Raw genomic sequence first — 6,000 nt, forward strand, 5'->3', positions numbered from 1 at the left:
GAGTCAAGAGCCAGAATTTAAATCTATGCGACACTTCTACGTAGCGTCCCGAAGGGAAGTAGTACAACAGCCTCAGTGACCACTGGTGGATAACGCACCATAAAAGAATCCAGAAGCGTCTGAATCAACGGTGAAACACCACCCTAAATATGCATTAGTAGTCAATTTTAGTAGTGGTGGGTCTGAATCCCACACTCAAAGATTTCTAAATTCTGTGTTCCTAATTCTGCATTCTTCTTTAACAGTCTTTTGAAAATAAAACTGCCCAGAAAGGTAAACCAACTCCTAGCTATTTGCTAACAGAGCTTGTTTTCCTTTCCGGGCTAAATACACTCTTTAGCTTAGAGCGTTAATTGCGTAGTCGATGTAGGAATTAGCTTCTACAGCAGGGTCGCCACTTAAACCGTGGTTAGCCTTGATGTACTTGAGAGCTTCAACGTACCAGCTGGGAGATAGATCAAAGGTGCGGTTGATTTCAGCTAAACCAGAAATCAAGAAGTCATCCAAGGGGCCTGTACCACCCACAACTAAAGAGTAGGTAACAATCCGCAAGTAGTAGCCGATGTCACGCGCACACTTTTCTTTACCAGTGTTGGTAGAAGCGAAGTTAGGACCTTGTTGTTGAGTGGTGTAGGGGAACTTGTTGTACACCGCTTGAGCTGCGCCTTCTGTCAAACGTTGGGCATTAGCAGTCAAGCTTTTTGCTGCTTCCATGCTAGCAGGAGCTTGACGGAAACGACCAAAAGCGACTTGAAGTTCGGTGCTGGAAAGAAAGCGACCTTGAGAATCTGCGGCTGCAACTGCTTCGGTAAGAGGTGTCTTCATGGGTTTAGTATCTCCCTATTTACAATCTTGTTGAAATTTGTTTTGTCTAACTGACAGTAGTCAGTCAATAGTCTTAAAGCGGGTTTAGTTTAACCTACTGCTGCGGCTGCACGATCAAAGTAGCTAGCAACTTCAGATGATATAGCGCTGCAATCGCCTCTAGTGATATTATTGGGGTCGTTAACAAGAGCCAAAGCTGCGTCCTTCATTTTTTGTACGCCAACTGCTACTGAAGCACCAGGAGTTCCTAGAGCCAAGTAGGTTTCGCGCAGACCGTTCAAACAACGATCATCTAATACACTTGCATCACCAGCAAAGATTGCATAAGTGACATAGCGTAGGATGATTTCCATGTCGCGCAAGCAAGCAGCATTTCGGCGGCTAGTGTAAGCATTACCACCAGGAGCAATCAACTGAGGTTGTTCTGCGAACAAAGCGCGAGCTGCATTGGCAACAATTGCTGAAGAGTTGCTGGTAATCCGGTTTACGGTATCTGCACGCTTGTTGCCATCTTTAACGAGGGCACTTAGAGCGTCCAATTGAGCAGCGCTGAGATATTCACCGCGTGCATCAGCTTGCGTGATTACTTTTGCAAATGCATCTAAAACCATTGCTTTTGTCTCCTAGTTTGCTTGGTTAAGAATAATTGGACTCAAAACTGAATAGTTCAGTTTAGTTTTGATGTCAGCACTACCTGACGAGTTACGAAAGGTTTAAAACAGACATCCACGGAATAAGTTTACGATCTCCAGGCTTTCAGATTAAAACTTTTGTTAAAAAACTTAAAACTTCTGTGAACGACTGGAAAACCTGATTAAGATGTTGTTTTTTCCTTCTAAGTTACCTTTATACAATGCTGTAGCGTCATTATTTATTACAAATTATTGTTATGTTTGTTAATTTCATTTACATAACTTTACACTTTTTACACCCTAAAAGATGGGATTATCAATATCTGGCAAATCGGTTTAAGCCTGTGTAGGCGTGGCCCAGCGCAGGCATTGCATATTTAAGTTCTGTATTATTGGCTACTTCCTAGTGCGTGCCTTTGTTAAAAGCTATCTATTACGTTTGCGTTTGAATTGCAGTCTATAGAGGTAGTTAACTATGCAATCGGCAGACTTAGAATTAACGTGAGTTCGACAAACCTCTCCCTGCCTTGAACTAAAGTTCAAGTCTGTCCCTCTTTGAGTCGGAGAGGGACGGTTTTGCGTAGTAAAACCTTCTTAGAGGTTTTTTGATTGAACAAATTGGATAGAATAGACATTAATATGAGCAATCAAATTCACGTTAGAACTATTAGCCTGGCCGAAGCTCTAGATTTGCAATAAATATCTCCAGAAATTAATTATGCGTTACCTGAAACCCTTGTAGAGACGTTGCATTGCAACGTCTCTACATTCATTTTCACCAGATGTCTTTTCTCTTCACCATGCCCAATTCTGCTTGAGTTAAGCCAGTAGGGATGAACACAATTTATTTTCAAGTTCGATTTCGCGTTCTTGGGTGGCGACAATAGCCTGGGTGATGACGCGCTGGCTGTCAAAACCGACTGCGTGTAGTTGTAACCACTGTTGAGCTTCATTGCCTTCGCGGAGGATTTTGTGCAAAGGGGAAAGGAAACAATTAAAGCCTTGTTGTTTAGCGAGCGCCCAAACATCCTGGTACATTTCAGAAATCCAATCTCTAGCTAGGATACTTCTACCATCTTGCCAATGCCTCAAATGAGCATCAAGACTACCAGTAGCAGCAGCCGCTTCGTTCTCAGCAGTCAGGGTAACGAGTTCTTGGGGAGAAAAGGTACTTTGAGTTAAGGGATCGATGCTGGGATTTTCGATTATTTGCAACAAACGCGCTTCTAATAAGGCAGTAATGGCTAGCAAGGCAATGGGATCTGTAACTAAATCGCAAATTCTCAATTCTAGGCGATTTAGATCATAAGGACGGCGATCGCCATTTGGTCGCACTGATGCCCATAAATGCCGCACGTTTTGCATTGTTCCGGTAAGGAGTTGATCTTCCACCCACTGAATATGATCAGCGTGGCTGGCAAATAACGGTACATGGCTAGGCGTTTGTGGAAATAGGCCCCAACGGGTGGAGTGATAGCCAGTAGCTTTGCCATCGAGGAAGGGAGATGAGGCGCTGAGAGCGAGAAATAGAGGTGCTTCCATACGGATTACCCGACAGGCCCGCATTAATACTTCTGGGTCGCTGATGCCGACATTGATATGTACGCTGGCGGTGACTACTTTTGTGCCGTAGGTGTTCTCAATGTAGTCATGATAGGGATTTGCTGGATCGGAACGGAGAAAGCGATCGCTCCCACCCAAAGATAAAGTACTCCCTGGTATCAGGGTATAATCGCCCAAACGGTTGAGGTAGTTTCGCAACACCCGCCTCGGACGCAGCAAGGCACATAATAAATTTTCGTAATTATGGGATGGTTCGGTTATATATTCCACGTTGCGGCTATCTGGCTCTCGCATAAATCCATCCAAATCCGCAACAATTTTGTCGGAGAGACCAACGATTTCACCTTGAGGCGTGCCAGTGTAAATCTCAATCTCAAAGCCTTTTAATAAAACCACCTTGTTCTCCTCGGCTCTCTCTACCTATAAATTGTATCGAATAAGACGAATCTCTGGATCTATCTTTAAGTCAATCAAAGGTTAAGAATCATTTTGTTAATAATTCATACCAAATCAGGACGACGGATTTATTCGCTGTTTTTTGGAGAATTATTACTTCCTACTAAAGCATGAAAAATATACTAGTACCGCAAGGCGGAAGTCAAAAGGAAAAAAATCAAAATATTCTCACCTTAAAACTCTATCCCTTTATGAGTAGAGTATTCTGTATTCTGTATTCTGACTCCTGATTTATTTTAGGTATGTTGCGAAATAAACTTATCAGGTGAATCACTCTTTTGGGCAATATTGAGGCGGATAAACTGCGCCCATACTTCATCACTAAGTAAGTTTAAAGCAGTTTTGGGATTATTAATTGCGATCGCGCCTATAACTTTACGCCACCCCTGTTGCAATTCCTCAATAAAAGCTTCTTCGATAGAAACTTGACTCAGCAATGAAAGTGCAGCTTGAAAACTTGCTGATTCACCTGGTAAATTTTTAGACTTTAACCCCTGTAGTGCTACATTCAACCATACAGGCAGAAGTTCCAACCAATTATTTTTCTGTATCTCTTTGAGTGCAATATCTTCCATATTTAGCGCACCCCACACACATAAAGACTCTACAGCCAGTTGAGAATCACGGTTTTCTAAAGCATTTCCCCATAATTTTTCAGCGTGATTTTGGAAGCGATTAGCGAGAAATTGATAAGCTTCCTGAACTTGATGTGGAATTGTAACTTTATAAACTGACTCACCTCGTGGTAGGTAATCGCCGCGATAGGATAACCAGTTATGAGATCCGCAAAGATGAATTTTTTTATCAACTATTACTTCTTTTACATGGGAATCTCCCAACCAAAAAACCTGTACAGATGGTAAACCATTAGGTGTTTTGATCGCTCGAAGTTTTTTCTCTAGTTCTGGTGGAATTGGTTTATCTTCATCTTCTTGTCGCCGCGCAATTCCATGTCCAATTAAAATCCAAACTCCGCGATTAGCTAATTCTTGTAATAAAGTTATAAATTTTTCATTGACAACTGCCTGATTCACCCAAGGAGAATAAATTAGAATCTGATTTTTAGCCGAATTTAAAACTTCTGAAAAAGCTAGGCTAATTTGTCCATCGCGTAACTGTACGGCTTCACCTAAAGCTTTATAGTTATCTCCATCACTAGTAGCTTTTGTGGCAGCTTCTAGCGCCTTTTGGCGAATCTTTTCGAGTCTAGCTTCTATTTCGGTATTTTTCTGCTTGAGAATGGCTTCACGTTCAAAATTGATGGTTTCGGTTGATAATTCACATAATGCTTGCAAAGATATTTTACCTTCAGTATGTAGCAGTTCTAACCAATTTGATGCTGACTCTAAAATTTGCTTTCCATTCCTTATCTGAATGCTCAATTTATCTTCAAGAGCATCAAAGATAACGAAAAGCGATATTTTTCTCCAGATTTTTTGAGTCGAAGTTAGTACCCTATAGGAAGTTACAATTTTTCCCTCTTCTGGTACATGAAGTGCTAAACCTGAAGCTTGAATACTTTTTTGAATTTCCTCAAGAGGTAAGGAAGCAATATCAGCAATTGTATGATCAATAGTGATAAAGTCTGCCAAGTCAGGTAAAGTTATCGTTGTCTCGTTTAAGGATTCAGATTGAAAGGTTATCTTATTGCTTAAAGGGTCTGTAATAGCATAAATTTGTATAGGATATGGCGGCTGCGGTACAGATCCTTTTTCATAAAATGAGCGACCTTCAGCAGTAACAGTAAGTGGTGATGTTGGTGATAGAGTTTGTAAGGAACGAAGAGTTGTAGTAGTAGTTTTTATAAATACAGAATCAAGCCCAAGTACAGAAGCTAATTCATCCTCTGTTGGCGGAGGTTGAAATTCAATAGCGGCGCGGATAATAAATTCTTCAAGTACGTTAAACTGGCGGGGTTCCTTGATATTTACTTCTACAGGAGTTTGCCGCAAACTATAACGGAATTCACGCGCTGCTAAAACTGATAAACTAGGACTTTGCGCTTCTATTTCGTCTACCAGTTTTTTGAGATTTTCATCAATCGGTTTAGCAGAAGAGGCGAGAAACATCAACGAAACCTCCATGTAGACGCACGATATTTGAAACATTGGAGTACATACTCCAATACAGTTCAGTTAAGCATTTATTTCTTGTCTCAGCGCCCCCTGTCCTGTGCCTCTTCCGTCAAGTGGAAGAAATTCCCTGTTCCGAACCCACACCCTGAAGTTGCTAATGTAGCATTACTAGAGTCAAAATAACTTTTCAGAAGCTAATAGTGGATGTAACTCAATTAGTCAAAGTTTCAATTATTCTCTTGCTGCTTGCTACAGGTGTAGCTCTGCTGTCACGGAGATTACGAATCCCTTATGTTACGGGTTTAGTATTAGCAGCGCTCAATGAGGCAATCCGGAAGCGAATTCTCTCGGAAGAAATTGTGTGCGGACGGATACAAAATCTTGATGAACAATTATTGAAGCTTGAGGATGATTAAATATGGGGCATTGGGCATTGGGCATTGGGCATT

At 41.4% G+C, this 6,000-nt stretch carries 5 protein-coding genes; 1 reads left to right on the forward strand and 4 read right to left on the reverse strand.

Annotation, left to right across the window (positions count from 1 at the left end; all coding sequences use genetic code 11):
• Positions 1–336 precede the first annotated feature (336 nt).
• The 4 genes from cpcA to CDC33_RS23330 all read right to left on the reverse strand — a co-directional run bounded on the left by cpcA (position 337) and on the right by CDC33_RS23330 (position 5,545).
• Positions 337–825: a C-phycocyanin subunit alpha gene (gene cpcA / locus CDC33_RS23315; protein ID WP_109010935.1), complete on the reverse strand. Its 489-nt coding sequence runs from the start codon at positions 823–825 to the stop codon at positions 337–339.
• Between the two features lie 89 nt (positions 826–914).
• Positions 915–1,436: a C-phycocyanin subunit beta gene (cpcB, locus tag CDC33_RS23320; protein ID WP_109010936.1), complete on the reverse strand. Its 522-nt coding sequence runs from the start codon at positions 1,434–1,436 to the stop codon at positions 915–917.
• Positions 1,437–2,276: 840 nt separating this feature from the next.
• Positions 2,277–3,416, reverse strand: coding sequence for a glutamate--cysteine ligase (gene gshA, locus CDC33_RS23325; RefSeq protein ID WP_109010937.1), 1,140 nt, complete (start codon positions 3,414–3,416; stop codon positions 2,277–2,279).
• A 296-nt stretch (positions 3,417–3,712) separates the two neighbouring features.
• Complete coding sequence (locus tag CDC33_RS23330; protein WP_109010938.1) at positions 3,713–5,545, reverse strand: phospholipase D-like domain-containing protein; 1,833 nt, start codon at positions 5,543–5,545, stop codon at positions 3,713–3,715.
• A 206-nt stretch (positions 5,546–5,751) separates the two neighbouring features.
• On the opposite strand from CDC33_RS23330, the gene CDC33_RS23335 reads away from it, so the two are divergent.
• A complete protein-coding gene (locus tag CDC33_RS23335) occupies positions 5,752–5,967 on the forward strand; it encodes a hypothetical protein (RefSeq protein ID WP_109010939.1) in 216 nt (71 codons plus the stop codon).
• The last annotated feature ends 33 nt before the right edge of the window (positions 5,968–6,000 follow it).

Source organism: Nostoc commune NIES-4072 (assembly GCF_003113895.1).
In the GTDB taxonomy this organism is placed as follows: Bacteria; Cyanobacteriota; Cyanobacteriia; order Cyanobacteriales; family Nostocaceae; genus Nostoc; species Nostoc commune.